Origin of the sequence: Aeromonas genomosp. paramedia (genome assembly GCF_023093515.1) — a bacterium.
GTDB lineage: Bacteria > Pseudomonadota > Gammaproteobacteria > Enterobacterales > Aeromonadaceae > Aeromonas.
Window position 1 is genome coordinate 33,340 of sequence record NZ_JAAROG010000017.1, and the last position, 24,853, is coordinate 58,192.

Sequence of the window (24,853 nt, forward strand, 5' to 3'; positions counted from 1 at the left end):
AACCCAGGCTAATAAGCAGACCACCTTGAGTCCTCGCTGAGTTTATTTTTCAGTAACACTTAGCGGCGCATGATCGCCACTGATAACACAGCCATCAACAACAAGGTCTCGATATTGAGGTTTTTCTGAATGGCGTTCCAGTGCCACAGACAGTGAACCCCATACCGCTCACATAAACCGGGCCATCCAATCTTGGGCTGCATGTTCTCGCTGTCCAACCGCACTCATGGATTACCTCTCAGCTTGGCTGCCTCAGCGGCCAGTACTTCTAACATCTGCTTTTGATGCTCAGCTATCTCATCCTCCTGCCAGCGACCTTTCTCTTTCATCAACCTGATCATTGCGAGCAACTTGAGGCTATCAATCTGGTTGTTAGCAAGGCTCGCTTCAAAGTGTTCCTGCTTCTGTTGGGGCTGGAAGTTACTCAGGCGCGAGTTCTTGCTGTGGCTGATAAGGCAAAGGTTGCCAAATGAATGGAGTGACTTCTCCGAAACCTTGTGCGCTTTATGAATAGGGTGCTGAGGGGCAAAATGCTCCACTGAACTGCGAAACGTGAACTCAAAAGAATAGGCCACTTTGTCACGACTTCGGTCCCGTACCCACAGCAGGTAGTCGAGGAAATTGAAGACAAAGTTGTTCTCGATATGACTGAAGCGAAGTTTGGATGTAATCACCTCGTGCCAGCTCTCATCCACCTTGATGGCGGGCAACAGGGCGTTATCAAGGTAGAGCATCTGGTAATAGGAAGCCCCTTCACCCGGCGCCAAAAAGCGCTGGAAGACAAAGCGGCGAGCCTGACTCTCCAGATAGGACAGATAAGCCCCAGCCTCCACCGGTTGCTCAGGGTGACAATTGTCGAACAGATATCGCAGTGCACCATTGAGCCAGTGTTTGTAAACCAGAGTCGGGGTCGACACATGAAACGCCGACAGCAACATCAGGATCTGGCGGTTGACGCCAGCAAAACCATCTTCGTGCTTACCAAAGGAATTGGGGTAACTGGCGCTCTCCTCATGCCAACGTAGCCGTTTCAGACTCCAGCCATCTTTGCCGCCGGCAAATTCGCGCTTGATGATGAACTGATCAAACAGATACTTGCTCTTTAACAGGCCATAGATAAAACGTTGAACTGCCGCTACCGGGTCAGTCTCCCCGATCACCCGCAGCTCAAACTGATCAACCAGTTGTTTATCATCGAGCGGCACCCCTTCTGTATCCATGGAGTCTCGGCTAACGAGTCGCAGCACATGGAGCAAAAAGTTGGAGAAGTTGATGACGCTATTAAAGCGCTCGGAGCCTGCACTCTCCTCCTCCACCTTCTGCTCTCCATCGAGATTGTCATCCTGCAAAATGGCCAACAAGGTGCGCCCCTGGCTGGCGTCAATCACATCATCATCACTTTTATCTGCAGAAGGGGGGCAATAAGAGGGTGCCAGCAGAACAAGTAGATGGGCAAAATCCCGGGGAACAAACTGACCCCAGTCCTTCTCACCGAACAGGCGATGACGCTCCTCTGGGGTAAAACCGTACTGGATATAGCGCTCCATATTGGCGCAGGCATCCCATACCCGGGTAAGTACATGCAGACTTTGGCGACGAGTCTCATCCTCGGGGATCTTGTTTAGCGTCGCCATCAGCCGCGCCTTGATCACCTCATGCTTTTCCAGCTGCTCACCGCGATTGTTCATCGCTTCGAAGAAGTGATTGAGATCGGTATCCTTGGGTACCTCGATGCGAGAGATCTGCACATGCTTGAAGAGGTAGTCGCAAAAGGCCGTCAATCTATCACCTACCAGACCAAGATCAGCCAATGCCTTGCCAATCAGTTCAAAACCGTTCACCAGACCTTCATTGAAGGCACTTCCCCGCAAGTCGTGGGGTGCCACCCCCTGCCATAAGCGCTCGAAGGTATGGCTCGATATCGGACGACTTTCAAAAGCGAGGTTGATAGCACGATACCAGCTTAAATCCACTGCATCTTTCGCGTAGTGTTTGAGCCAATTGGCCAGCAGAGAGAGAGTAGTAAAACGCTGCTGGCCATCGATCACCTCGAAACTATCATCGCCCCGGGCAAAGACCACCAGGGTGCCGATATAGTAGGGCTGGTATTTATCTTTGCTGTTTCGCTTGCCCTGATAATCCAGTACATCCTGCAGCAGCTGGGTGATCTCTCCCTCGCCCCAGGCGTAGTTGCGCTGGTACATGGGCACCAGATAGCGGGCGCTGTCTTCGAGCAGTGCACGGATGGAAAAGGGGCGAACGCCTGCATCACTCATAATATTTCATCTCCCGAAACAGCCCGACCAGTTCATCTTCGGCGCCGTTGCGATTGTTCTTGTTCTCTCGGCTGCTCATGCTCGGCAAAGGGAAGCCGTGCAGGTCTCCCGGCAGGCGGGCATCACGAATAGCACGGATCAGATTGTGCTCCAGCACGTAGTTATCCATGGTCGCCAGTTGCACCACCTGCTGGCGAATGCGGCAGCGATAGGCCCAGATAAAGCACTTCTCGATGGCCAGTGACAGCCCCTGGCTGCCGAACTTGTCGATATAGAAGATCAGGGCGCAGTCGAACATGGCCCTCACATAACGATCCCCGGTGCGGTGGCGGCGCTCGTAGCTGCCCAGGGTCGAGAGCACCTTGCTGGCCATCGGCGTCAGCGTTTCGCCGAGCAGGGTGGCAGATTGGGTCTTGCCGGAATCAGACTCCTCGGCCACGATGGCGGCGACCCGCGTCTGGTAGTACTCGGCCATCTCGAAAAAACGCCGGCCATTGATGATCATCTGGTCGAGATGAAAGGGAAACGTCATGCGCTGGCCATCTATCTTGCGCTGGTACTGACCGTTGTACTCATCGACAAAGTGGTGGGCGATACGCAGCGACTCCACGTAGGGATAGTGCCCCACCCGGTCGAGGTTGACCCCCTTGAAGAGATCCACCTCCCCCTTGCCAAAGTAGCGGGCCGACTTGCCCTCGGCCCACTGGCGTACCCGATAGAGATAGAGGGCGAACAGATTGGCCAGCTCGTCGCTTGGCAGGCGCTCCCAATGGGCGACCGCCTCGGCCTTGAGGTTGGCCTCATGACCGGCAAACTCGCGCAGGTGAAATGCCTTGAGCAGATCGTGAGGAGCCAGATCGCGCCCCCGGGCATTTTGCGAATCGAAGAACTGGAACGCCTCCGAGATATCCTGCAGCACAAAGCAGACTACCTGACAGCGGTTGAGCAGAAAGTCGATTTGCTGCTCGTCAAACTCAGGGCGGGCCACCAGCCGACGCAGTTCCAGATAGTTGCGTCTGAGGTTGAACTCCGAATCCCGGCTGGGGAAGCGCTGGCGCTGCATAAACGCATCGATAGGTCCCCGTAAGGCCTGCAACTGCTCACGCAGATCCTGACGTTGGAAGCGGATACTCTTCTCTTTACCACTGCGAGTTTCGCCATCCAGCACCTCGTTCAGCGCCTTGACAGTCAACATCAGGGTCAGGGTGCGTTGCTGGCCATCGACGATGTCGAGCATTTCGCCCTGCTCACTATCGGTGTGCTGATGAAGCACCACCGAGCCCAGCCGATAGGCGCTCTTGTCCTGATGGGTCGCCAGATCGGTGAAGAGATCCGAAATATTCTTGGCGCCCCAGCGGTACGGTCGCTGATAGCTTGGGATGGCCAGTTGGGGAATGGCCAGCAACTGGCGTACCGACCGCACCTGATTGTTGATGCTCTCCATCACGCCTCCTTCGATAGCGGCAGGCGGATACGGCCGGTCAACAACTGCTGCATCATCCCCTGCTTCACATCACGGGCCTTGGCCAGCTTCTGCTCCAACGTGGTCAGTTCGCTCTCCATATCGGAAAGGATGGTTGCGATGGCGGTTTGTTCTTCAAGGCAAGAGGGGACCGCTACAAACATTTTCTCAAATGTTGCTCTTTTAATACCCTGTGCTGTTGAACCTGTCGCACTTTCAGAAATGTATGATTGAAACATATCAGACAGAAAAACTTGAATAATGAACGTTGGTAAAAATTTAGAGCGTTCAAGCTGAAGTAATATGGTTCTTTGGCTAAGAATGTATTTATCCTCATTAGGAATCAAAGCGACATTCCCTAGTGGAGCCTCCATGGTAAAAACAATATCACCTTTGCTTGCATCGCCAGATGTCATCCATTTTTTATATAGCTCATCTGAACCGAAATAGCATTCAGCTTCATAATCAATGAAACCTTTCTTTACGTTACCTGCTGATAGTGCAAGAATATTACCACCGCCCCACTCTAATCCCAGCTTCCTTGGCGTACGTCCACGATAGTCAATGATATTACTCGTAATACCTTTAAGCGTTGGGGTAATCCAATCCTCAGGGATTTGTCCCAGCTCGCTGGTTATATAACCTTTTGGGGTGCCATCGGGGCGCAGGGCGAAGGCGGGCAAGCGGGTGCGGCCGGTCAGCAGTTGCTGCATGGTAGCGGTCTTGATGGCATGTTTCTTGGCGATTAACTGCTCCAAACCTGCAATCAGCGCATCGGTATCCGACAACACATTGGCAATGGCGGTTTGTTCGTCTTTTGATGGCACAACGATTAAAAACTTTCTCTGTGCCAGAATAGGAACCTGATTTCTAGTTGACTGAGACATCACAGCCTTATATTGGCTGACAAAAAAATCAGAACAAAAATACTTAGCAAGATATTTGTTTTTTAATAAATCATTATTGCAGCGGTAATATGTCGCCGTCGTACTCAGAATGACAAAATCAAAATCACTGTCCAATAGACAAACCGGACCAACGGTTGCGTTATGTGCAAATAAAACATCACCGTTTCTCGCAATTCCTTTTTTGAACTTTTTAGCTCTCGCTAGAGAGATAAATTTACAGCCTTTAAAATCAACATCACCATTAGAGAAATCAGTCGCACCAATATACGGCACACCAAAAGATGAAAACTCATGACTCTTCGGGTAAAGCTCTCCATGATTCCCATCCATTTGATCGAGAATGTATTTCTCTGTTAATAAGTTTTGTATAGAAATCACATTCCATTCATGAGGGATAACCCCCACTTCCGTTTGCTTATAGCCTGCCGGAATCGCCTTACCTGCTGCGTCTTGCATCATCTGTTCCGCCATTATGCCCACTCCAGCCCCATAGCCTTAAGATGGGCCGCCACCTTGGCCTCCAGCTCGCTGACGTTTTTGGTGAGTTGTGGCAGGGAGTGGCTATAGCGCTCCTCCAGCTCCTTGACCCGATTAGCCAGTTGCTGGGTGACCCGCTCAATCTCGGATTCCAAGGCTGCACGCAGGCTCGCCTGCCATTTATCTTCAACCAGCAGGGTTTTAATCTCGTTATCCTGCAGCTTGGGGTAGTGAGCAAACACCGCCTTATCGAGAGTGTCGCTGGCCTCTTTATGGGCCTTCTTGGCGCGGGTCTCGGCGTCGAACAGCTGCTGCACCTGCTTGAGCACAGCCAGCTCCTCCTTGTCGGTGGCGGCCTTGATGCGGGCCTTGACGCTGGCAGCGGTCACCTTCTCCTTGTCGTTCATCGCCTCGACCAGTCCGCCCTCTTCCCCGCTCTGCTCCTCGATAAAGCTCTCCAGTGCCTGGCTGGCCTCATCCAGCGCGGCTTGCAGGGTATCGAGCTCTTTTTGTTCATTGGCAAAGAAGCGGGCCACCAGCAAGGCGGGTGGGATCAGCTCAGCCTTGTACTTGGCCTTGCCAATCACCAGATCCGGGCTCTCTTTGATCTTTTCGCCCTTGTCGGCAATCAGCTCGCGCAGTACCCGCCCCGCTGGCCAGCCATCCTGGGAGAGCACATAGAGATCGTCTTGCAGCTGACTCTGCCAGTAGTCCATCAGCAGCTGATAGATGGCGTAGGGGTCGAGCAGCTCGCCGGTCGCCTCGGCACTCGCGCGGTATTGCTCCAGCAGCGCTTCACTCACCTCGTCGATCAGCGCCTTGGGCGAGTCCCCCTTGGCAAACTCGCCGAACTGGCAATCGCTAAACCACTTATCAAACGGCGCCAGGGCCACCTGTTTGAAGCGGGCAAACTCCTCACAGGCCAGTATGGTGCCCTTCACCTTGGCGGCGGCTACCCGCGCCTCACTGTAGCCGGGTCGCAGCGGTGCAAACAGGGTCGCCTTGAGGGTCGGGAATACCCGCCAGTAGGGGCCAAGTGCCGCAATATCGCGCTCGGGGATCCCCCCTTGCAGGTGACCGGCCAGATCGTGCAGATCTTCCCCTTCGCTGCCATCGATATAACGCGGGATATTGAGGTTGTAGTCGTTGCGGGCGATCTCGCTAAGCGGTACCCAGCGGCTGTACCCCTCCAGGGTCAGACCACGGGTGAAGGTATCGACAATCTTGTGGATGTCCTGCTCGCGCAGCCGGTTCTTGTTGCCATCTTTGATAAAGCCTTTGCTGGCATCGATCATAAACAGCCCTTGCTCATGGTCAGCCAATGCGCCTTCAACCTGAACAGAAAGGGCGCGGGTGTGGGCGCTCTCTTTGTCGATGACGATGATGCAGGCGGGAATACCGGTGCCGTAGAAGAGGTTGGCGGGCAGACCGATGATCCCCTTGATATAGCCTTGCTTCAGCAGGTTCTCGCGGATACGCGCCTCGGCATTGCCACGAAACAGCACACCGTGGGGCAGGATCACTGCCCCCTTGCCGGTGCTCTTCAGGCTCTTGATGATATGCAGCAAGAAGGCGTAATCGCCGTTTTTCTCTGGCGGCACACCCCAGGCAAAGCGGCCGAATTCGTCGTGTTCGGCATCGAGGCCGCTAGTCCAGTTCTTGTTGGAGAACGGCGGGTTGGCCACGGCAAAGTCAAAGGTCTTGAGCTGGTTGTTGCCCTCCTTCCATTGGGGCGCGGCCAGGGTGTTACCCTTCCAGATTGCTGCGGTGGGATTGTCGTGCAGGATCATGTTCATCCGCGCCAGCGCACTGGTGGCGTTGTCCATCTCCTGCCCGTAGATGGTCAGCCCCTTGGGGCCGGCCTCGTCGCTCGCCTTGAGCAGTAAGGAGCCAGAACCACAGGTGGGATCGTAGACGGTGGCATCTTGCGGGGTCTGACGGCTGATGCCAATCACCTTGGCCAGAATACGCGACACCTCGGCCGGGGTGTAGAACTGCCCCTTGGACTTGCCCGACTCGGTGGCGAAGTGGCGCATCAGGTATTCATAGGCATCACCCAGCAGGTCATCCCCTTCGGTACGGTTGGCCGACAGATCCAGCCCCTCGAAGATGGCCACCAGCTTGGAGAGGCGGTCGATCATCTCCTTGCCCTTGCCGAGTTTGTCCTCGTCGTTGAAGTCGGCAATGGTGATCACCCCTTGCAGATCGTTGGCGGTCGCCAGCGCACTGATGATGGTGTTGATCCCCTCGCCTATCTCCTTGCTGCCCTTGAGCGCCACCATGTCGTCAAAGCTCGCCCCGGCCGGCACCTCGATCATGGCGTACGGGTTGCCCTTGGCCTTGTCGGAGACGTATTTCACAAACAGCAGGGTCAGCACATAGTCCTTGTACTGGGAGGCATCCATGCCGCCGCGCAGCTCATCGCAGCCAGCCCAGAGGGAGGAGTAGAGTTCGTTCTTCTTGATAGCCATGGTGAATCCGGTCTTTGAAACGATAAAGGTCGCGCTAAAACAGCGTGTTAATGCGGGTTAGTGTATCCAGTTGAGATTGGGCAGACTATGGCTTGCGCCTCAGAACCTTCGTCTGATGGTGCAGTTGCCTATAAAACCCTCACTCGGGTTGAAGAACGGCGGGCGGCGGGCTGCCACCGTCGCAATGCAGCGTGCCTAATGAGTCGCTGCGGCACAGGGTGCCATCGTAGGCGCGCAGGTTGCCGAGGCTGTCTTTGCGCCAGGTGACGTTCAGGCCACTCTTGCCATTGCTGGCGCGCACATTGCCCAGGCTATCTTGCCGATAGGTGGTGCCATCGCTGCCTCTGACATTGCCCAACGTGTCTTTGCGCCAAGTGACGCCGGTGCCTGAATCCCTGACGGTGCCAAGGCTGTCGGTGCGCAGCGAACCATGGCGGCCATCCTGGCATTGATAGCGGGTGTGGCCGAGGCTGTCCTTGCGGTAGGTGCAATCGCCCGCGATCCCAAGTTGCGGGAACGCACCGAGCAAGAAAACGGCTAGACAGGGCGACCGGAACATTGACCAAAAGCTGGGGTGGACACTCATCGCATGTCTCCTCTGGATGTGAGCTCGACTGACTATACCGAGCGGACTGTGCCGGTTCGATACTGGGGTTTTGCACATGTCGTGTTTTCAGGCGGATAAGTAGCAAACTGCCCACATCCCATCACAGCTCCCCTTTGTTGCCCAAACAGGCATTGTCGCAAGGCTTCTAAATTGCCCTTACGCGAGTGGGATGAAGCCAACAAATTTGTCAATTTCAGCCGATGCTGACCAAAGGTAATCTTATGCAACCAATTTCTTCCCGAGCACGAAGACATCAGCGCCGTCATCGAAAAAAACGAGCGCAAGCCCTTACTACAGGTCAAGGTTATCGCCCCAATATCATCTTCTTCACCGGGGCTGGCTTGTCAGCGGAAAGCAGAGTGCCCACGTTCAGAGGCAAGGAGGGTATTTGGCATCACGATGAAAACTGGCGCAATTCCCAAGCGAGCAGCCTGGACACGGATCTGGCTGGTTTCCTGGCCTTTCACAACCAGCGGCGTCAAACCATATTGGGAGCATCCCCCTCGCAAGCCCACTATCTGATCGCCAGGCTACAGCCGAAATATCGTGTCGAGATCATCACCCAGAATATTGATAACTTACATGAGAGGGCAGGTAGCCATGGTGTTATTCATCTGCATGGTTCAATCCGGTTTTTGGTACTCAAAGGCTTTCGTAATCCAAAATACCGGCAGCCGTGGTACAAGGATGTAAAGATGGGCGAGTGCTGCCCATGTACCCGCTCACAATTTCGCCCTGATATCGTGCTGTTTGGTGAGACGGTTTATGAGTATCAACACGCTCGTCGCTGGCTCTGCGAGGCCGATATTGTGATAATTATCGGCTCCAGTTTGCTGGTTGAACCTGCATTCTCTTTGCTGCAAAACATCAACCCAGGCGCATCTGTCTATTACATCGATCCCGACCCCGGGTTGTCATCCCGACTGCCGTTTCCCGGTGAGCAGATTGTTGATGGGGCTAATCGCGGTGTTGTTCGCCTATTGCAGAAAATATGTCATGACTGATGAGCCTGTAGTGACTAGGAGAAAAAATATGAAATTGTATCTGGGCGATGAGAGATGCACTACTTAATGGCATTTTTGGATTCACAGGTGAGCGACATACAGGGCTGCCCTTTAGCCGAGATTTCGCCGCCGCTTCTTGCAGCAACATCATCACCCGGGTAGGAATAGGCCGACGTATTGGCGCCCCGCTTTTGGCACGAGCAGCGGGAACCGTCCAAATTCGCTCCTCCAGATTAAACTCACTCCACTGCGCCCCCAATGCCTCGCCACTGCGACAGCCCAGCAGGATCACCAGTTTGGCTGCCAATTTTAATCCGCGGCTGGCCCTGCTCTGTTCAAATGCAATCCAAATCTGAGCGAGTTCACGCATGGTCAGCACACGAGTACCTCTCTCAGGTTGAGAGCCCACATCCTCGGTACGTAAATTCAATACCGGTGAGCCACCAATAAGATTACGCCTAATACAAAAACTAAGAATGGACTTTAATCTGCGTAATAAATGACCGGCATTTTTGGGCTGTTTCTTGCCAATTTTATCAAACCACTCCAGCCAGCTGGAAAACGGGATCTGTTCAACCGGAATACCAATAAACAGAGGTTCGAAATAGCGCTGCATGGTATGCTCATAGAGCATGACCGTACGGGGCCGCAGCTTGGGTAGATGATGCTCACGAAAATGTGCGCAGCACTGTTTCAGTGTGACATCATGCTTCTGGTGGAGCTTATCCCAGAAAACTCTGGGGTGTTCATTACGCTCAAGTGCACCACGGATAGCAGGGATCAACGCCCTGGCATCAGCGAGTTTAAGGTCGGGATAGCGTCCAATTTTGAGTCTTGCCGCCTTTCCTTGCCTGCGATAGCGATACTGCCACGAGATCGTGCCTCGTTCGGTGACCCGAGCAGACAATCCATCACGATCTGACAATTCCGTCTTGCCAAAGTAGGGCTTACCATACAGGGCCCGTAGCTTCGCATCAGTAAGTGGCATATGACTCTCCTGTGACTGGTCATCTGATTTTTCACTGACACATTAACGCGCCCTGACGTGTACACAGATACGTACCAAACTGGTCTGAAACGGACTGAATCAAGATCGGACAAAGTGAGACAATCTGAGATGACACTCCGTATAACGACTTGTTTTTCAAGCATATAAACACAATTCAGAACCACGAAATGAGCCAGCAGACAAAGCCTACCTTCTATTTCCACGACTACGAGACCTTCGGCATCAGCCCAGCCAGGGACAGGCCGTCGCAGTTTGCGGGCATTCGCACCGACGCCGATTTCAACCTCATCGGCGAGCCGCTGGTGATCTATTGCAAGCCGCCCGCGGACTACCTGCCGGAGCCGGAAGCCTGCCTCATCACCGGCATCACGCCGCAGAAGGCGATGAAGGATGGCCTGTGCGAGGCGGACTTCATTCGCCAGATCCACGAGCAGTTCGCCACCCCGAATACCTGCGTGCTGGGCTACAACAGCATCCGCTTCGATGACGAGGTGACCCGCTACACCCTCTATCGCAACTTCTATGACCCCTATGCCTACAGCTGGCAAAACGGCAACTCCCGCTGGGACATCCTCGACATGCTGCGGGCCTGCTATGCCCTGCGTCCGGAGGGGATAGAGTGGGCCCTCGACGACGAGGGCAAGCCGAGCTTCAAGCTGGAGAGGCTGACGGTGGCCAACGGGGTGGCCCACGCCAACGCCCACGATGCGCTCTCGGACGTGCTGGCCACCATAGAGATGGCCAGGCTGGTGAAAAAGGCCCAGCCCAAGCTGTTTGACTACCTGTTTGCCCTGCGCAACAAGAACAAGGTGAAGGCCCTCATCGACGTGGTGACCATGAAGCCCCTGGTCCACGTCTCCGGCATGTTCTCCCCCTGGCAGGGGTGCGCAAGCTGGGTGTCGCCGCTCGCCTGGCACCCCAGCAACCAGAACGCGGTGATCATGGTGGATCTGACCCGTGACCCCACCCCGCTCATCGAGCTCACCAGCGAGGAGATCCGCGAGCGCCTTTATACCAGGAAAGAGGAGCTGGGGGATCTGGCGGGTATTCCGGTGAAGCTGGTGCACATCAACAAGTGCCCGGTGCTGGCGCCGGCCGCCACCCTGACCCCGGAGCGGGCCGATCAGCTTGGCATCGACCGGGAGCAGTGTCGCAAGAGCCTGGATCTGCTGCGGGCCCATCCCGAGGTGCGGGAGAAACTGGTGGAGGTGTTCAATCAGGAGTTTGCCGGCAGCAACGACAGCGATCCCGATACCCAGCTCTACGCCGGTTTCTTCGGCCACGGCGACAAGGCCACCATGGATCTGGTGCGCGCCACCCCGGCGGAGCTGCTGGGTGAGCGGGAGTTTGCCTTCAGCGACCCGCGCCTGCCCCAGATGCTGTTCCGCTACCGCGCCCGCAACTGGCCCCACACCCTGAGCGAGGCGGAGCAGAAGCGCTGGCGCCTGCACTGCAGCGACTACTTCAGCCGCCGTCTGCCGGACTATGTGCCCCGTCTCGAGGCGCTGGCGGAGCAGAATCAGGGTAACGAACGGAACTTTGCGATTCTGAAGAGTCTCTATCACTACCTGGAAGATCTATGAGATGTGAGGCGTTTCACACATAAAACCCTGTCGGCTCCCCGCGCTCGCGACATAATGAGCAGGGGAGCCAAGCTCCTGATAGTTTGATAATTACATGCGCTGCCGGCATGGATGCCGCGCCTCGACTGTTGGGGATCTCACGTTTTATGCGCTCAGTACTGCCTGCTCTCACCCTTGTCGCCTGTGCCTTGCTGCCCCAGAGCACCCTGGCCGGGGTACGTTTCGAAGTGCCGGACTATCTGCTGCGTCTGCCGGAGCAGACCTATCGGCTCATCGAGCGCAACTTCAATACCCTCTACCAGCAGACCGACTTCACCCCCCAGATCACCAACAGCTATTTCAACCACTCGGATCTCTATCGCTTCGCCGGCATTCCCCTGGCCATCACGCCCCAGAACGGCTTCCAGATGGAGATCTTCGGCCAGCTCTACAACAAGTCGTCCCAGATCTATGCCCAGATGAGCCAGGATCTCTCCCTCTACCGCACCCTGCGGGTGGACATGATGGGGGATCAGAGCGACGAGGTCGCCATCGGCATGGGGCTCGGCATTCCCCTCAGCGCCCGCCTGACCCTCAAGGCGCTCGCCTCCAGCAACGAGATCCCGGGCTATGGCTCCGCCAACTACGCCATCGGGATGGAGTGGCACTTCTAGGGGTCAACCCCACCCGATAAAAAGGCTCCCGAGGGAGCCTTTTTGCTTCGCGCGGCATTCAGGAGTAGCGGATCACCGCCCCCTGGCCCCCCGCCAGTTCCAGCGTCTCTCCCAGGGGGGTGTCGTTCCAGAAATCCCTGCCCCCCGCCGGCAGCGCCATCTTTGTGGCTTGCTCGCCCCAGTTGAACAGACAGAACAGCTCGCCGCCCCCGGGCAGGGCCACCCGACCACGGCCAAACCCCATGTCATCGAAGCGGGCCGCCGGGGTGCGCGCCGCGCACAGGGCCAGCAGCTTGCCAAGGTGCGCCCCCTGCCCCTCGTCCAGATCCTGCAATCGGTCCCCCGCCAGCACCATGCCACCGCTCGCCACCAGGGCGGCCAGGTGGAAGTCGTACTCGGCGCGGCTGGCGTGCTGGCCCGGGATATCCCGCAGGCAGACGCAGTCGGGATCCAGCGCCCAGAGCCTGTCGTTTTGCCAGGCGCGGCAGAAGGCTTCCCGCGCTATCTGGCGAAAACGCCGGCCCTGGCGCTCCACGTCATCGCTCACCCGCATGCCGTGCACCAGGCCAAGGCTTGGCCAGATGGGGGCGTTGCAGCCGAGCAGGAAGGCGCCCTCCCCGGCCCCGCGCAGCACGGCGGCCATGCCGCGTCTATAGGCCTCGACCCGGGTGGCGGCGGGGTCATGGAAGCGCCCGCCGTGGATGGCGCCCCAGAAGTTCGCATCGAGCTTGAAGTAGTGGATGCCCCACTGCTCGCGCAGGGTGCGAAACACCTGCTCGAGGTGGGCCTGCACCTCGGGATGGGTGCCGTCCAGCACATACCAGGGGGTGCAGCGCCAGCCGCCGTAGGTGACCCGCTCCGAGGGGAGCGGCAGGTCATCCTCCCCCTTCACGAACCACTCCGGGTGCTGCTGGAATACCTGGGAGCCCGGCTCGGCGATAAAGGGGGCGACCCAGAGCGCGGGCTCGCAGCCGGCGGCGCGGATCTCCCCGGCCAGGGTTGCCACCCCCTGCTCGAACTTGGGGGAAGGGGTGAGCCAGTCCCCCATTTTCGCCTGATAGCCGTCGTCTATCTGCACGTAGCGCAGGGCCGGGAAACGCATCGCCCGCACCGCCAGGTTCTCGCGAATGTCGGCGGCGCTCACGTCCGCATAGTAGTGATACCAGGAGCACCAGCCACTCGGGCGCGCGGGCACCTCGTTCACCAGCGAAGGGTGTTCGGCCTCGATATAGTCCGCCAGCGACCCCAGCAGGGCCTCCCTGTCCGGCCCCTCCAGGCAGATCAGCGCCTCGCTCTGCCAGTGCTCTCCCGGTGCAAGGGTGCGCCCTTCGGCGTTCATCACTATCTCGAGGCGCCCGTCCGGGTAGAGGCGAAACTCCCCGCCAAAGCGCTGGCAGCTCGCGAACGCCAGCAGCAGCCAGCCCCCCTCGCAGGCCACCAGCAGCAGGTTGTGCACGGTGTGATAGCCGTCGTCGTCGGTGATGCGATAGACGCCGGCGTCGGGGCAGCGGCCCACCGGCTCGGGGGCCTGCCAGCTACCCAGGGTCTGGGCCAGCATCTGGAACCCCTCTCCGTAGATGGCCGCCTCGGGAGAGAGACCGAGCTTCCCCTCAAACAGCCGCCAGTGACGAACGGCCTCGGGGCTGGCCCCCCTGTTGTCCAGCCTCACCCGGCACAGGGGGCCGTCCCACTGACGGGTTTGCAGCAGGGTGTCAGGGAGGGCGGGATCGGCGGGCAACTGGCGCAACCTGGCCAGGAGAGAGGTGTACGACATGGGAACTCCTTCTGGTGAATGGGGATGATGCCGGGGCCATTGTATCCCCTGCGGGTCAGTTGACCCTGTTCCATGCCCCCCGTGCCTGTTAAACTGCGACCTCGCTCACAGTTGCCAAGATGAGGCCCCCGTGTTGTTGCAACGCGCCTTGCGCTACCTTCGTGATTTTCTGGTCATCATCGCCTGCCTGCTGGCGGGCAAGGCCCTGGCCGCCCTGCTGCCCTTCGTCTTCCCCGGCAGCATCCTCGGCATGCTGCTGCTGTTCGTGCTGCTCTCCCTGCAGCTCATCCGCTTCTCCTGGGTCGAGCAGGGGGGCGGCCTGCTGCTGCGTCACATGGGGGTGCTGTTCGTGCCGGTCGCCGTCGGTCTGGTGGCCTGGCTCGAGCCCCTGCGCCAGTCGTTTGGCCTCATCATGCTCTGCGTCGTGCTCGGCATAGTGCTGATCCTGGGGGCGGTCGGCCACCTCTACCAGAGGATGAACAGAGAATGATGTTCTGGTTCGCCCTGCCCCTCACCCTGGCCCTCTATTTCATGACCCGGGCCCTCTACCGCCGCCTGCCCTGGCCCGTCATCAATCCGGTGCTGATCCCCACCGCCGCCATCATAGGCCTGCTGCTCTGGCTGGACCTGCCGCTGGATCAGTACCAGCGCGGCACCGCCCCCATCACGGCCCTGCTGGAGCCCGCCGTGGTGGCGCTGGCGCTGCCCCTCTACCAGCAGGCCCGCCAGATCCGCGACAAGCTCAAGCCCATCGTCCTCTGCACCCTCACCTCTGTGCTCATCTCGGTCTGCACTACCCTGGGCATTGGCCACCTGATGGGGGCGGATCCGGCGCTGCTCGCCTCCATCGCCACCAAGTCCATCACCACGCCGCTCGCCATGAGCGTCAGCCAGTCCCTCGGCGGCATTCCCGCCATCGCCGCCGCCGTGGTGGTGGTGGTGGGGATACTGGGGGCCCTGATAGGCTATCCCCTGCTCAGGCTGATGCGAGTGACCGACCCCGAGGCCCAGGGACTCGCCATGGGGGCCTGCGCCCACGCCATCGGCACCGCCGCCTCCGCCGAGCAGGGGGTCACCCAGGGGGCCTTCTCGTCGCTGGCCATGGTGGTATGCGGCGTGCTGACCGCCGCCGTCGCCCCCCTGCTGTTTGCCCTCTATCACTGGCTGACCTGAGCCCGGCGCCCCCCTGCCATGGCCGCCCCTGCGGCCATGCCTCCTTGCCCTTCAATCACAGCCATAGGACACAGCCACTCCCCTGATGCTGCGAGCAAGCGCACAGATTGCGAAAGACAAACGTTTCCTTTACCATCCCCGCCCCTTTGCCCATCAAGGCGTGAGCGCGCTCACACATTTCGCCGCGCTTGCTCCCTACAATGGCCCCCCAATTGGCCTTTGAGGACACAGTATGCATCCCCGCTTTGCCAAGCCATTCGAGACCCTTTCCGCCCCGCTCCAGGCCGCCCTGCTGCCCATGCTGGGGGACGATTTCCAGGCCCGTTTCACCCCTGAGCAAGTGGCGACCCTGAAAGCCGCCACCGGGCTCGACGATCGGGCCCTGCGCCTGGCCCTGCTGCCGCTGGCGGCCGCCTGCTCGGTGGCCCCCATCTCCAGGTTCTTCGTCGGCGCCATCGCCTGCGGCCTGAGCGGCGCCTGGTATTTTGGCGCCAACATGGAGTTTGCGGGCCAGGGGCTGTTCCACTCGGTGCACGCCGAGCAGTCCGCCATCTCCAACGCCTGGCTCGGCGGCGAGACCGGGATCAGTGAGATCACCGTCAACTACACCCCTTGCGGTCACTGCCGCCAGTTCATGAACGAGCTGAGCACCGCCAAGACCCTCAAAGTCTCCCTGCCGGATGACTTGAGCGAGCTGCAATCCTTCCTGCCCCACTCCTTCGGCCCCGCCGATCTCGACATCACCGATGCCCTGATGAGCCCCCAGGCTCACGACGAGCTCAAGCTCGAGAGCGACGACCCCCTGTGGCAGGCTGCGCTCGCCGCCGCCCGCCAGAGCTATGCCCCCTACAGCCAGGGCTATGCCGCGGTGGCGCTGCAGTTCGAGGACGGGCGTATCTTCTGCGGCCGCTACGCCGAGAACGCCGCCTTCAACCCCAGCCTGCCCCCCATGCAGATGGCCTGTGCCCACGCAGTACTGAATGGCGAGGAGCTCACCACAGTGCGCCGCGCCGTGCTGCTGGAGAGCAAGGATGGCCAGATCAGCCAGCGGGATTCGGCCCAGTCGACCCTCAAGGCGCTGGGACTGGTGGAGCTGGAGTACCAGGCCGTCTAGACCGGTTCGTTGAGTGCAAAAAGGGGAGCCACTGGCTCCCCTTTGTCATTTGATTTTTTAATGGTGTGGCGCTTTGCATTGATTTGCCAAATGCCCAGAGGGGCCCGGGAGGCCCCTCGTCGGCCCTGTCAGGACTCCCAGATGATGGTCCTGACACCGGACCAGCGTTCCCCGATGTCCGCGTATTGTTGCTCCAGCAGGTGGCGGCGGATCTTCATGGTGGGGGTCAGCACCCCGTTCTCGATATTCCAGGGGCTCTTGACCACCAGGATGCCGCGCAGGCGGGCATGGGATTCGAGCTGGCCGTTGACCCGGGTCAGGGCAGCCTCCAGCTGGGCGTCGACCGCTCCCCTGTCCCCCTTCATGGCACTCTCGGCCAGCTGCACCAGGGCGACCGGCTGCGGCATGCCGTAACCGATGACGCACAGCTGCTCTATGATGGGCTCCTGCCCCAGCAGCCCCTCGATGGGTACCGGCGCCACGTACTTGCCCTTGGCGGTCTTGAACACGTCCTTCATCCGGCCCGTGATGGTGAGGTAGCCCTCCCGGTCCAGCTTGCCCATGTCGCCGGTGTGGAGCCAGCCGTCGTCATCGATGGCCTCGCGGCTGTGCTCGGGATCCTTGTAGTAGCCCAGCATCATGCCGTCGCAGCGGCAGAGGATCTCCCCCTCGTCGGAGATCTTGATGGTCACCCCGGGCCCGGCCTTGCCGACTGTGCCTATCTTGTCGGCCCGGAACGGGAAGTTGAGGGTGGAGTAGGCGTGGTTCTCGGTCATGCCCCAGGCCTCGGTGATCTCGAGCCCTATGCTGTGATACCACTCCAGCAGGGCCGGGGCCACCGGGGCCGAGCCGCAGCCCAGCACCCGCGCCTGATCCAGCCCCAGCCCCTTCTGCAGCTTGCTCTTGATGAGGCTGGAGACGAGGGGGATCTTGAGCAGCAGCGCCAGCTTTTTCTGGGGCAGCTTCTCGTGGATCTTGATGCGGAACATGGCCCACAGCCGCGGCACCGAGATGAAGACGGTGGGTCGGCAGCGCTTGACGTCCTCGATGAAGGTGTCGAGGGATTCGGGGAAGGCGATGGTGGCGCCGCTGAACAGGCTGCCGCCGTAGATGTAGACCCGCTCCGTGATGTGGGCGAGCGGCAGGTAGGAGAAGCCGCGATCCGCCGCCGTCAGGGAGACCGCCTCCACCAGCTTCTCGCAGGACCAGGCGTAGCGCTCCACGCTCAGCATGGCGCCCTTGGGCTTGCCGGTGCTGCCGGAGGTGTAGACCAGGCTCAGCAGGGCGTCCGGCGCCTGCACCGGGCTGTCCGGGATGGGCTCATGGGCATCGAGCAGCGCGTCCCACTGATGGGCGGCCGGCATGGTGTCGTACGGCAGGGCGATGCGCAGCAGATCCGCGGGCACCCCCGCCTCCTGGCTCTTCCAGTCGTCCAGCTTGCCGACGAAGATCGCCTTGGCCTCGCTGTGGCGCAGCACGTATTCGATGGTGTCGACGTTGGCGGTCGGGTAGATGGGCACGCTCACGTAGCCCCCCATCTGCATCGCCAGATCGGCGATGAACCACTGGGCACAATTCTTGGAGAGCAGGGCCACCTTGTCCCCCGGCACCAGCCCCAGATGACGCAGTGCCGTCACCATGCGGCGCGCCTCGTCGGCGACCTCACCCCAGGTGAAGTCGACGTATTCGCGGTGGATGGTCTGGCGAAGGTAGATCCGGTCGGGACACTGCCGCTCCCAGTGATAGAGCATCTCGAGCGGCAGTTTGGTGGCAATGCGTGAGGTGGAGGCCATAGTTTAATCCCTGAAACAAAAGGCGAGCCTCATTATTAACCTTTTGATAACACTCAGGGAAGCAGATTACTTAAACTTCTGTTTGAATTGCGAATGGGATCAAGCTTCCGCCTGCTGCTGCAGCCGCTTCCACATCTCCTGCACCAGCACCTCGTCCTGCTCGGAGAGCTCCCCCTGCAGGATGGCCTCGTTCAGGCTGCGCAGCACATAGCTCTTTACGTCCCGCACCAGCGTCTTGCCCTCCAGCTCGGCGCGCGCCACCGCGAGGGAGATATGACCCCGCAGGTAGCCGCCCGCAAACAGCTCGTCCTCGCTGGCCGTGGCGACCATGGCGTCGATCAGTCCCAACAACTTGTGTTCAAAATCGTGAATCGTCATTTAACGCAGCCTCATTTCCGGGATTGCCGGCAAAAAATTCGGGGGAGTGGAACCGCGATCCGGTTGATCGCGGCTCTCTGGCGCCAGGCCAGCCGCATCCTTGATGTCCTATTCCGGGTTGGCCACCGGGTAGATGACCTGCTCCTTGTATCCCGTGGTGATGCGCAGATAACCACGTAACGACCGGTTCAGTGCCGGATCGTCGGTATCCACCAGCAGCGGACGGCCCTCGAGAGCCGCCAGCTTGGACTTGGTGGCGAGCACCTGGATATGGTCTCGCCCGACGGCCCGGATCACCTCTGGACTCAATTGCTGATTTCCGCGCCCGAACAGATGTCCCTGGCCACCGATCAGGGTGATGATCAAGCGGCAGCGACGGCCGCGGATCCGGGTCAGGATCTCGGCGGCGGAGAGATCCTGCCCGATAAGCCGGCCATTTTCCACCAGATCCACACCGAGCAAGGTATTTTCGAGACCGAGCTCGGCCATGCAGGCGGCCACCGTGCTCCCCGACCCCATCAGGTAGAGGGTATCGGGCTCCATCTGCTCCACCACCCCGGCGGCGAGATCGGCGAGCACCAGCTCCTCGGACTCCCGCCCGCCCTGCTTGACCGCCTGGACATAGCGCAGATCCCCGGGCACCAGCAGCTGGCCGTAGTGGCGGGCACGCACCTTGCCGGCGCGAAACGCCTCCTCGTCGATGTCCATCACCTCCGCATCCACCAGACTCAGGAGCTCACCCGCTATCATCCGCGCCACCACCCGGCCGCTCGCCGCCGGGGTCACCCCGTAGACCCCGGAGTGGATCTTGCACCCCGCCGGGATGCCGAGCACATGGCAGGACTCCCCCACAGCCGCGCAGATGTCCCGGGCTGTGCCGTCGCCACCGGCGAACAGCAGCAGATCCACCCCCGCCTCCCGCAGGGCCAGGGCGGCGGCCCGGGTGTCCTCGGCGCACGTCTGGGCCCCGGCTGGCTGGTAGAGGATGCGATGAGGCAGATGCAGCTCGGCGGCGAGTGTCTCCCCCATCTCCCCCGCCACCGTCAGCAGCTCGAACGGCGTGGACAGCTCGCACAGGGGCAGCAGGGCCTGGCGGGCCCGCTCCCGGGCCTTGGGGACGGCGCCCCGCGCCAGCGCCTCGGCCACCATGCCGTCACTGCCCTTGAGACCGACGGCCCCGCCGATGCCGGCGATGGGGTTGATGATGAGCCCTAATCGAAACATGTTTTCCTCCCGTTGGATGGCTGCCATTTTTATCTTTTCCCGCCACTGGGACAAGCCATAACCCCCTGCTAGAATGCGCGACTTCACCCCTCAATCAAAGTTCAACCAAGGTTCTATCATGCTGGAATGGATTGCTGACCCCTCCGCCTGGGTCGCGCTCGCCACCCTGACCCTGCTCGAGATCGTGCTGGGCATCGACAACATCATCTTCATCTCCATCCTGGTGGGGCGCCTGCCGGAAGCCCAGCGCCAGAAGGCGCGCATTCTGGGACTCGGGCTCGCCATGGGCACCCGCATCCTGCTGCTGCTCTCCCTCGCCTGGGTGATGCGTCTCACCGAGCCGCTGTTCAGCGTGCTGAATGAAGCCATCTCCGGCCGGGATCTGATCCTGCTGGTGGGGGGCCTGTTCCTCATCGCCAAGAGCACCCACGAGATCCACCAGAGCCTGGAGGGCGCCGCCGAGGAGCCCGGCATGGTGAGCAAGACCGCCGGTTTCATGTCGACACTGGTGCAGATCGCCATCCTCGACATCATCTTCAGCCTGGACTCCGTCATCACCGCCGTCGGCATGGCGGACCACGTGCCTGTCATGGTGCTGGCCATCGTCATCGCCGTCGGCGTCATGATGTTTGCCGCCAAGGCCATCGGCGACTTCGTCGACACCCACCCCACCATCAAGATGCTGGCCCTCTCCTTCCTGATCCTGGTCGGGGTCGCCCTGATGGCCGAAGGGCTGGATCTGCACATTCCGAAGGGTTACATCTACTTCGCCATGGCCTTCTCGCTGGTGGTGGAGATGATCAACATCCGCCTGCGTGGCCACCAGGAGCGGGCCAAGTAAGCCCTCTTCCCGAGCCAACAAAAAGCGCGACCGAAGTCGCGCTTTTTTATTGCCGTGAGCGGGGCATCCCCGCCCCGGTTTCAGAGTGCGTTGCGGGTGGCGACGGCATCGGCCAGATTGCGCAGCAGCACCTCGGTATCGGCCCAGCCGATGCAGGCATCGGTGATGCTCTGGCCGAAGGTGAGCTCGCACCCTTCCACCAGATCCTGACGACCTTCCACCAGGTGGCTCTCCACCATGACACCGAACACCGCCTTGCTGCCGGCGCGCAGCTGACCGGCCACGTCCTCGGCCACCAGCATCTGGTTCTTGAACTGCTTGCTGCTGTTGGCATGGCTGAAGTCGATCATCACCTTCTGCGGCAGACCCGCCTTGTCCAGCCCCTTCACCACCTCATCCACGTGGGCGGCGCTGTAGTTCGGCTCGCGGCCGCCGCGCAATATGATGTGACAATCCGGGTTGCCGGCGGTCGAGACGATGGCGGAGTGGCCGTACTTGGTCACCGACAGGAAGTGGTGCGGGGCGCTGGCGGCGCCGATGGCATCGATGGCCACCTTGATGGTGCCGTCGGTGCCGTTCTTGAAGCCCACCGGGCAGGAGAGGCCGGAGGCCAGCTCGCGGTGCACCTGGGACTCGGTGGTACGGGCACCGATGGCGCCCCAGCTCATCAGATCCGCCACGTATTGCGGGGTGATCATGTCGAGGAACTCGGAGGCGGTCGGCAGCCCCATGTCGTTGAGATCCAGCAAGAGCTTGCGACCCAGGCGCAGGCCGTCATTGATCTGGCAGCTGTTGTCGAGGTAGGGGTCGTTGATCAGCCCCTTCCAGCCGACCGTGGTGCGCGGCTTCTCGAAGTAGACCCGCATCACGATCTCCAGCTGATCTTTCAGCTCGTCGCGCAGGGTCTTGAGGCGCTTGCCGTATTCCAGGGCGGCCACCGGATCGTGGATGGAGCAGGGACCTATCACCACCAGCAGGCGCTGATCGTCACCGGCCAGGATGTTGTGGATGGCCTGACGGGATTCAAACACGGTATTTGATGCGGTCTCGGTCGCCGGAAACTTCTCAAGCACCGCAACCGGGGGCAATAACTCTTTGATTTCACTGATACGAACGTCGTCGGTTTGATGCTGCATGACCAAGTTTCCTGCTAAATGACTGCGATGAAGAAACTTCAATCTAGCCCGCGACCGGGACGGTGTAAATAGAAAATTACATTCTTGGACAAGGAATTTTATCTGCACACCTTGCAAGTTTAGATAATGCTGCTAGGGGCGCTGGCAAACCGGGGAGAAGACGGGAGGCATAAACGAACGGGCCCGCACAAGGCGGGCCCGACGGACTCAGGCCTGGCTGATGCTGGCCAGCTTGGTGAAGTAGTCCGGGAAGGTCTTGGAGGTACAACCCGGATCATTGATGGTGACCGCGGTATCGGAGAGCGCCACCAGGGAGAAGCACATGGCGATGCGGTGATCGTTGTAGGTATCGATGGCCGCATGCTTGAGCTGCTCCGGCGGGGTAACGGCGATGAAGTCGTGCCCCTCCTCCACGTCCACCCCCAGCTTGCGCAGCTCGGTCGCCATGGCGTGCAGGCGATCCGTCTCCTTCACCCGCCAGTTGTAAATGTTGCGAATGGCGGTGGGCCCCTTCGCAAACAGCGCAGCCACGGCGATGGTCATGGCCGCATCCGGGATGTGGTTCATGTCCATGTCGACGCCGTGCAGGGGGGCCTGCTCGGCCTCGATGAAGTCGTCACCCCAGGTGATGCGGGCGCCCATCTTCTCCAGCACGTCGGCGAAGTGGATGTCCCCCTGGATGCTGTGCTTGCCGATGCCGGTGACCCGCACCTTGCCCTTGATGGCACCCGCCGCGAGGAAGTAGGAGGCGCTGGAGGCATCCCCTTCCACCAGGAAGTCACCGGGGCTGACATAGGTCTGGTTGCCCTTGATGTAGAACACCTTGTAGTCGTCGTGCTCGATGACCACCCCGAACTGCTTCATGATGTGCAGGGTGATGTCGATGTAGGGCTTGGAGACCAGCTCCCCCTTGATGTGGATGCGGGTGTCGCCCGCCGCCATGGGGGCCGCCATCAGGAAGGCGGTCAGGAACTGGCTGGAGACGGAGCCGTCGACGTGCACGTCGCCGCCCCACAGCCCCTTGGCGTCTACCACCAGGGGCGGATAGCCATCTTTCTTCAGGTACTGGATATGGGCACCCGCTTCGCGCAGGGCATCCACCAGATGACCGATGGGACGCTCCTCCATGCGCGGCTCGCCCCCCAGCATGTACTCACCGGAGCCCAGACAGAGCGCCGCACAGAGCGGGCGCATGGCGGTGCCTGCGTTGCCGAGGAAGAGGTTGACCGGTGCCGATACCGCAAAGCTGCGACCCAGGCCATGCACTGTGCACTCCGTCTTGTCGGCGGAGAGCTTGTACTTGACCCCGAGCTGGGTCAGCGCCGCCAGCATGTGGCGGATGTCATCGCTGTCGAGCAGGTTGGTCAGCCGGGTAGTGCCCCGTGCCAGGGCTGCCAGCAGCAGGGCACGATTAGAGACACTTTTGGAGCCAGGCAGATTGACCACCCCGGCCACGCTAGAAATGGGTTCCAAACGCAACGAATTCATAGACTTCCTGTACAATCTCAAGTAAATCACCTGACCGGACGTTAACAGCCCGCGCCCCGCGCGGCAAGACCGTCTGTGGCACAAAACCGGGGCAACCGGGCTGGCGGTCAGGATCTTCTGGAAAAACAGACGCCGGGGAGTCCCCGGCGCCTTGCTATCGGGGGAACAGGCCTCAGCCGTGGCGCTTGGCAAAGCCATCCATGAAGCTGACCAGGGCCTTGACCCCTTCCAGCGGCATGGCGTTGTAGAGGCTGGCGCGCATGCCGCCGACGATGCGGTGCCCCTTGAGCGCCAGCAGACCGGCCGCTTCCGACTCCGCCAGGAACTGCTTGTCCAGGGCCTCGTTTTTCAGCTGGAACGGCACGTTCATGCGGGAGCGGCAGGCCGCGTCCACCTTGTTGCCGTAGAAGCTGGAGTCGTCGAGGTAGCCGTAGAGGAAGTCGGCCTTCGCCTTGTTGCGCGCCTCCATCGCCTCCAGCCCGCCCTGCTCTTTGAGCCACTCGAACACCAGACCAGCCAGATACCAGGCGTAGGTGGGCGGGGTGTTGAACATGGAGTCGTTCTTGGCGGTGAGCTGGTAGTCGAAGATCGAGGGCACGTCGGCACGGGCCTGGTTCAGCAGGTCGTCCCGCACTATGGCGATGGCCAGGCCCGACGGGCCTATGTTCTTCTGGGCACCGGCGTAGAGGATGCCGAAGCGGCTCACGTCGATGGGACGGGAGAGGATGGTGGAGGAGAGATCCGCCACCAGGGGGACATCGCCGGTGGCCGGGATGTCGAACATCTCTATGCCGTCGATGGTCTCGTTCGGGCAGTAGTGCACATAGGCCGCGTCGGCGCGAAACGCCGGGGTCGGCAGCAGGTGGCTTATCCCCTGCTCGTTCTTTGCCACCCCCTGGAAGGTCTGGATCTCCCCGTATTTCTGGGCCTCATCCACGGCGCTCTGGGCCCAGACGCCGGTCAGCAGATAATCCGCCTTCTTGTTGGCGCCACCCAGCAGGTTCATGGGCACGGCAGAGAACTGGCCGCGACCGCCGCCGTGCATGAACAACACCTTGTAGTTGTCCGGCACCGCCAGCAGATCCCGCAGATCCGCTTCGGCCTTCTCGGCGACCGCCATATAGGGCTTGCCGCGATGGGACAGCTCCATGACCGAGGCTCCCAGCCCCTGGAAATTACAAAATTCGCGCTGGGCGCGCTCCATGACTTCAACCGGCAACATGGCGGGGCCGGCGCAGAAGTTGTAAATCTGTTTGCTCATGACGCTTTCCGTGAATGGATGAGTGTGATCGATGACTTGAATGTTTTTACACGACAGGCCCCCGTGGGGGCAAAGGCTTTTTGGGATCCAGCGCAACCTTTTGCCTCACCTGGCCTACGTCGCCGCCATGGAAAAAGCCCTGAACGGGCCAGGGCTTGCAGAGAACATGCATGGAAACGGAGGCGAGACAGCACAGACGGCTTTCTGCGCCCCCTTTTGGC

The 24,853-nt window shown here is 60.1% G+C and carries 20 protein-coding genes; 7 read left to right on the forward strand and 13 right to left on the reverse strand.

Going from position 1 to position 24,853, the window contains the following annotated elements; genetic code table 11:
- Nucleotides 1-224 precede the first annotated feature (224 nt).
- From HB860_RS10750 to HB860_RS10770, 5 genes are all read right to left on the reverse strand, one after another.
- Entirely contained in the window at nt 225-2,276 is a 2,052-nt protein-coding gene (locus HB860_RS10750) for a DUF262 domain-containing protein (RefSeq protein WP_247626638.1), read from the reverse strand.
- Nucleotides 2,269-3,720, reverse strand: a complete 1,452-nt coding sequence (locus tag HB860_RS10755) for a DUF262 domain-containing protein (protein ID WP_247626639.1) — start codon at nt 3,718-3,720, stop codon at nt 2,269-2,271. The genes HB860_RS10750 and HB860_RS10755 overlap by 8 nt, the downstream gene beginning before the upstream one ends.
- Nucleotides 3,720-5,117, reverse strand: a complete 1,398-nt coding sequence (locus HB860_RS10760; protein ID WP_247626640.1) for a restriction endonuclease subunit S — start codon at nt 5,115-5,117, stop codon at nt 3,720-3,722. The genes HB860_RS10755 and HB860_RS10760 overlap by 1 nt, the downstream gene beginning before the upstream one ends.
- A complete protein-coding gene (locus HB860_RS10765) occupies nt 5,117-7,594 on the reverse strand; it encodes an HsdM family class I SAM-dependent methyltransferase (protein ID WP_247626641.1) in 2,478 nt (825 codons plus the stop codon). Before HB860_RS10765 ends, HB860_RS10760 begins: the two co-directional genes overlap by 1 nt.
- Nucleotides 7,595-7,733: 139 nt before the next feature.
- Nucleotides 7,734-8,180, reverse strand: a complete 447-nt coding sequence (locus HB860_RS10770; RefSeq protein WP_247626642.1) for a hypothetical protein — start codon at nt 8,178-8,180, stop codon at nt 7,734-7,736.
- 242 nt (nt 8,181-8,422) lie between these two features.
- Between HB860_RS10770 and HB860_RS10775 the strand changes: the two genes are divergently transcribed.
- Nucleotides 8,423-9,205: an SIR2 family NAD-dependent protein deacylase gene (locus HB860_RS10775; RefSeq protein ID WP_247626643.1), complete on the forward strand. Its 783-nt coding sequence runs from the start codon at nt 8,423-8,425 to the stop codon at nt 9,203-9,205.
- On the opposite strand, the gene HB860_RS10780 is transcribed toward HB860_RS10775, so the two are convergent.
- Entirely contained in the window at nt 9,159-10,193 is a 1,035-nt protein-coding gene (locus HB860_RS10780; RefSeq protein ID WP_247626644.1) for a tyrosine-type recombinase/integrase, read from the reverse strand. The two genes, HB860_RS10775 and HB860_RS10780, sit on opposite strands and share 47 nt — an antisense overlap.
- Nucleotides 10,194-10,381: 188 nt before the next feature.
- On the opposite strand from HB860_RS10780, the gene sbcB reads away from it, so the two are divergent.
- Entirely contained in the window at nt 10,382-11,797 is a 1,416-nt protein-coding gene (sbcB, locus tag HB860_RS10785; protein ID WP_247626645.1) for an exodeoxyribonuclease I, read from the forward strand.
- Nucleotides 11,798-11,943: 146 nt separating this feature from the next.
- Entirely contained in the window at nt 11,944-12,450 is a 507-nt protein-coding gene (locus HB860_RS10790; protein ID WP_139435331.1) for a hypothetical protein, read from the forward strand.
- A 58-nt stretch (nt 12,451-12,508) separates the two neighbouring features.
- On the opposite strand, the gene HB860_RS10795 is transcribed toward HB860_RS10790, so the two are convergent.
- The gene (locus HB860_RS10795) at nt 12,509-14,224 is read right to left on the reverse strand and encodes a glycoside hydrolase family 36 protein (RefSeq protein ID WP_247626646.1); all 1,716 of its coding nucleotides are present in this window, start codon (nt 14,222-14,224) and stop codon (nt 12,509-12,511) included.
- 130 nt (nt 14,225-14,354) lie between these two features.
- On the opposite strand from HB860_RS10795, the gene HB860_RS10800 reads away from it, so the two are divergent.
- The 3 genes from HB860_RS10800 (at nt 14,355) to cdd (ending at nt 16,511) form a co-directional block, all read left to right on the forward strand.
- On the forward strand, nt 14,355-14,714 hold the full coding sequence (locus tag HB860_RS10800) for a CidA/LrgA family protein (RefSeq protein ID WP_139435327.1): 360 nt from the start codon (nt 14,355-14,357) through the stop codon (nt 14,712-14,714).
- Nucleotides 14,711-15,397 carry an LrgB family protein gene (locus HB860_RS10805; protein ID WP_247626647.1) on the forward strand — a complete coding sequence of 229 codons (687 nt, stop codon included), beginning with the start codon at nt 14,711-14,713 and terminating at the stop codon, nt 15,395-15,397. The genes HB860_RS10800 and HB860_RS10805 overlap by 4 nt, the downstream gene beginning before the upstream one ends.
- A 232-nt stretch (nt 15,398-15,629) precedes the next feature.
- Nucleotides 15,630-16,511 (forward strand): cytidine deaminase, encoded by an 882-nt coding sequence (gene cdd, locus HB860_RS10810; RefSeq protein WP_139435323.1) that lies wholly within the window; start codon nt 15,630-15,632, stop codon nt 16,509-16,511.
- 128 nt (nt 16,512-16,639) lie between these two features.
- Here cdd and HB860_RS10815 read toward each other — a convergent pair whose 3' ends face one another.
- From HB860_RS10815 to HB860_RS10825, 3 genes are all read right to left on the reverse strand, one after another.
- The gene (locus HB860_RS10815) at nt 16,640-18,304 is read right to left on the reverse strand and encodes an AMP-binding protein (RefSeq protein ID WP_139435321.1); all 1,665 of its coding nucleotides are present in this window, start codon (nt 18,302-18,304) and stop codon (nt 16,640-16,642) included.
- Between the two features lie 99 nt (nt 18,305-18,403).
- On the reverse strand, nt 18,404-18,682 hold the full coding sequence (locus HB860_RS10820; RefSeq protein ID WP_005332956.1) for a YfcL family protein: 279 nt from the start codon (nt 18,680-18,682) through the stop codon (nt 18,404-18,406).
- 108 nt (nt 18,683-18,790) lie between these two features.
- A complete protein-coding gene (locus HB860_RS10825; protein WP_247626648.1) occupies nt 18,791-19,906 on the reverse strand; it encodes an ATP-NAD kinase family protein in 1,116 nt (371 codons plus the stop codon).
- Between the two features lie 118 nt (nt 19,907-20,024).
- Here HB860_RS10825 and HB860_RS10830 point away from each other — a divergent pair, with 118 nt between their 5' ends.
- Nucleotides 20,025-20,747, forward strand: a complete 723-nt coding sequence (locus tag HB860_RS10830) for a TerC family protein (protein WP_404838290.1) — start codon at nt 20,025-20,027, stop codon at nt 20,745-20,747.
- A gap of 80 nt (nt 20,748-20,827) precedes the next feature.
- On the opposite strand, the gene aroG is transcribed toward HB860_RS10830, so the two are convergent.
- The 3 genes from aroG to serC all read right to left on the reverse strand — a co-directional run bounded on the left by aroG (nt 20,828) and on the right by serC (nt 24,632).
- Nucleotides 20,828-21,883 (reverse strand): 3-deoxy-7-phosphoheptulonate synthase AroG, encoded by a 1,056-nt coding sequence (aroG, locus tag HB860_RS10835; RefSeq protein ID WP_247626649.1) that lies wholly within the window; start codon nt 21,881-21,883, stop codon nt 20,828-20,830.
- 207 nt (nt 21,884-22,090) lie between these two features.
- Entirely contained in the window at nt 22,091-23,371 is a 1,281-nt protein-coding gene (gene aroA / locus HB860_RS10840) for a 3-phosphoshikimate 1-carboxyvinyltransferase (protein ID WP_162519157.1), read from the reverse strand.
- Nucleotides 23,372-23,543: 172 nt separating this feature from the next.
- Nucleotides 23,544-24,632 (reverse strand): 3-phosphoserine/phosphohydroxythreonine transaminase, encoded by a 1,089-nt coding sequence (gene serC / locus HB860_RS10845; RefSeq protein ID WP_202045254.1) that lies wholly within the window; start codon nt 24,630-24,632, stop codon nt 23,544-23,546.
- Between the last annotated feature and the right edge of the window lie 221 nt (nt 24,633-24,853).